The 3,860-nt window shown below is 74.8% G+C and carries 4 protein-coding genes; all 4 read left to right on the forward strand.

Annotated features, from left to right (window positions below):
* Positions 1-1,322, forward strand: a 1,322-nt coding sequence (locus DEF28_RS25860; protein WP_325049036.1) for an activator-dependent family glycosyltransferase, incomplete at its 5' end; no start/stop codon positions are given.
* 39 nt (positions 1,323-1,361) lie between these two features.
* Positions 1,362-2,663, forward strand: a complete 1,302-nt coding sequence (locus DEF28_RS25865; protein WP_114400752.1) for an activator-dependent family glycosyltransferase — start codon at positions 1,362-1,364, stop codon at positions 2,661-2,663.
* A gap of 79 nt (positions 2,664-2,742) precedes the next feature.
* A complete protein-coding gene (locus DEF28_RS25870; RefSeq protein ID WP_114400753.1) occupies positions 2,743-3,369 on the forward strand; it encodes a dTDP-4-dehydrorhamnose 3,5-epimerase family protein in 627 nt (208 codons plus the stop codon).
* Between the two features lie 53 nt (positions 3,370-3,422).
* Positions 3,423-3,860, forward strand: a 438-nt coding sequence (locus DEF28_RS25875) for an NAD-dependent epimerase/dehydratase family protein (protein ID WP_199493551.1), incomplete at its 3' end; no start/stop codon positions are given.

The raw sequence follows: 3,860 nt of genomic DNA on the forward strand, positions 1-3,860 counted from the left end.
CGCACCACCTGACCGCCCCGCCGCCGGCCGGAGAGAGGCGCATGAAGGTCCTGTTCACCTCCCTCGCCCACAGCACGCACTACTACCCCCTCGTCCCCATCGCCTGGGCGCTGCGCACCGCCGGCCACGAGGTCCGGATCGCCAGCCAGCCCGAGCTCACCGAGACCATCACCCGCACCGGACTCACCGCCGTCCCCATCCGGTGGACCGGCGACGACGACCCCCTGGACGCCGCCCTCGCCGAGGGCCTGCACGAGGAGGCCACCCGGCACGTCCAGGACTTCGACTTCGCCCGCCGCGACCCCCGGCAGTGGACGTGGGAGCGGCTCCTCGCCCTGGAGACCGTCATGGTCCCCGGCCTGTACGGGATACTCAACACCGACGCGATGGTCGACGAACTCCTCGACGTCGCCCGCGCGTGGCGGCCCGACCTCGTCATCTGGGAGACCTACACCATGGCCGGCGCCGCCGTCGCCCGGACCGTCGGCGCCGCGCACGCCCGCGTGGTCTCCTCCGTGGACGTCGCCCTGCGCGCCCGCCAGGAATTCCTGCGCCAGGCCCGCGCCCAGCCGCCGGAGCACCGCGAGGACCCCACCGCCGAATGGCTCACCTGGACCCTGGACCGCCTCGGCTGCCCGCGCGGCTTCGACGAGGAGCTGCTCACCGGGCAGTGGACGATCGACTGCACCGCACCCGGCTCCCGGCTCCCGCTCGGGCTGCACACCGTCTCCGTGCGCTGCGTGCCCTACAACGGCCCCTCCGTCCTGCCCGCGTGGCTGCGCGAACCGCCGCGCCGCCCCCGCGTCTGCCTGACGTTCGGGGTCTCGGAGTCCCTGGAACCGGACACCGCCGCCAGCATCCTCGCCGCCGTCGCCGACCTCGACGCCGAGGTCGTCGCCACCCTCGACGCCGCCGCGCGCGCCCGCCTCACCGACGTGCCCGACAACGTGCGCGTCGTCGACTTCGTCCCCATGAACGACCTGCTGCCGACCTGCGCCGCCGTCGTCCACCACGGCGGGTTCGGCACCCGCACCACCGCCGAACTGCACGGCGTGCCCCAGGTCATCATCCCCTTCGGCTGGGACACCGCCGTCATGGCCGAACAGCTCGAACGCTCCGGCGCGGGCCTGGGCCTGCCCGTCACCGAGCTCACTCCGGCCGCGCTGCGCGACCGCGTCCACCGGGTCATCACCGAGCCGCGCTTCACCGAAGGCGCCCGCCGGCTCCGCGACCAGGCGCGCGCCGCGCCCTCGCCCAACGACATCGTCCCGCTCCTCGAAGAACTCACCGAGCGGCACCGGGCGCCCTCCGCCGCCGGCTGAGCGGGCCGCCGCACCAGCACTCGACAGGATGGGGAACCCATGCGGGTCCTGTTCACGACCTTCGCCGAGAAATCCCACCTCTTCCCCCAGGTTCCGATGGCGTGGGCCCTGCACACCGCCGGGCACGACGTACGCGTCGCCAGCCAGCCCGACCTCGCCGACGCCATCACCAGCACCGGGCTCACCGCGGTCTCGGTCGGCGAGCCGCTCAACCTGAGCGAGGCGATGGAGGAGGTCAACGAGGGCCTCGGCGAGGACGCGGACCTGGCCGACGCCGAGACCAACGCCGGACTCGACATGAACGAGCTCCGCCCCGAGCGCCTCACCTGGGACTACGTGCTCGGTGTGTTCACCGCGATGACCGCCGCCGTCTTCCAGAACTCCTCACCCGAGCCCACCATGGACTCCCTGGTCGAGTTCGCCCGCGAGTGGCGGCCCGACCTCGTCGTCTGGGACACCATGACCTTCGCCGGACCGGTCGTCGCCCAGGCCACCGGCGCCGCGCACGCCCGCCTACTGTTCGGCCTCGACCTGCTCGGCCGGATGCGCGCCACCTTCCTCGACCTGCTCGCCCGCCGCCCGCCGGAGCTGCGCGACGACCCCCTCCGGGAGTGGCTCACCTGGAGCGCCGAACGCTACGGCACGCACTTCACCGAGGAGATGGTCACCGGCCAGTGGACCATCGACCCCGTCCCCACCTCGCTGCGGCTCCCCGTCGAACACCTGCGCTACGTCCCCGTCCGCTACGTCCCCTACAACGGCCGGGCCGCGGTCCCCGCCTGGCTGCACGAGCCCCCCAAGCGCCGCCGCGTCTGCCTCACGCTCGGCATCGCGCACCGCGAGGTCATGGGCGCCGACCGCGCATCGATCGGCGACCTGCTGGACGCGGTGGCCGACGTCGACGCCGAGGTCGTCGCCACCCTCAACGCCAAGCAGCTCGCCGCCCTCGGCCACGTGCCCGACAACGTGCGCGTCGTCGACTTCGTCCCCCTGAACGCGCTGCTGCCCACCTGCGCGGCCATCGTCCACCACGGCGGATCGGGGTCGTTCAGCACCGCCCTCGCCCACGGCGTCCCCCAGCTCGTCCTCCCCGACATGGTGTGGGACAGCGGCCACAAGGCCCAGCGCCTCGCCGACGCCGGCGCCGGACTGGTGATCAGCGACGGCCGCGGCGTCACGCCCGGGCACCTGCGCGCCCAACTGCTGCGGCTGCTCGACGAGCCCTCCTTCGCCGACAGCGCCGCCAGGCTCCGCCGCGAGGCGCTCGGCACCCCCGCCCCCAACGACATCGTGCCGCTCCTCGAACGCCTCACCGCGGCGCACCGCGCCCCCCGGCCCTGACCGCCCCCGACCGGCCGCGCCGCAGCGGCCCGCCGACGCCCGCACCGCCGACCGCAGACCACCACGACCAGGAGCCCGCATGCAGTCACGCCCACTCGCCGTCGAGGGCGCGTACGAGTTCCAGCCGAAGACCTACCACGACGAGCGCGGCCTGTTCGTGTCCCCCTTCCAGGAGCACGGGTTCGTCGACCGGATGGGCCACCGGCTGTTCCCCGTCGCCCAGACCAACCACAGCCGGTCCCGGCGCGGCGTGATCCGCGGCGTGCACTTCACCGTGACACCCCCCGGCATCGCCAAGTACGTGTACTGCGCCCGCGGCGAGGCCCTCGACATCGTCGTCGACATCCGCGTCGGCTCGCCCACCTACGGCCGCTGGGACGCCGTCCTGCTCGACCAGCGCGACTTCCGCGCCATGTACTTCCCCGTGGGCGTCGGCCACGCCTTCGTCGCGCTGCGCGACGACACCGTCATGTCCTACATGCTCTCCGGCGGCTACGTGCGCGAGAACGAACTCGCGCTGTCGGTGTTCGACCCCGCCCTCGGCCTGCCCATCCCCGACGACATCGAGCCCGTCCTGTCCGAACGCGACCGCGCCGCACCCACCCTCGCCGAAGCGCGCGCGGCCGGCGTCCTGCCCACCTACGCCGACAGCGTGCGGCGGGAGGAGGCCCTGCACGCGGCCGGCCAGCCCGCGCGGCGCCCGTGACCGGCGCACCGGCCGGCCCCGGGCAAGCGCGGCCGGCGGCGCGCCGGGTGGCCGTGCTCGGCGCCACCGGATGCGTCGGCCGGCAGGTCTGCGCGGCGTTCGCCCGCCGCGGCGCCGACGTCCTCGCCATCGCCCGGCACCCCGCCCCGCACGCGGCCCGCCACCCGTTCCTGCCGCTCGACGTCGCCGCCGCCGACCCCGCCGAGACCGCGCGGATCCTGCGCGCGGCCCGCGTCGACACCGTCGTCAACGCCACCGGCGGCTGGGGCAGCACCCAGGAGGAGATGGCCTATGCGCACGTGCGCCTGGTGCGGCGGCTCGTCGCCGCCCTCGCCCTCCTCGCGCACCGCCCCCGCCTGGTGCAGGTCGGCTCCGTGCACGAGTACGGGCCGGTCGCCCCCGGCACCCTCATCACCGAGACCACGCCGGCCCGCCCCAGCGGCGACTACGGCCGCACCAAGCTCGCCGGCGCCCGCGCCGTGCTCGCCGCC

Origin of the sequence: Marinitenerispora sediminis (assembly GCF_003336425.1) — a bacterium.
Taxonomy (GTDB): Bacteria; Actinomycetota; Actinomycetes; order Streptosporangiales; family Streptosporangiaceae; genus Marinitenerispora; species Marinitenerispora sediminis.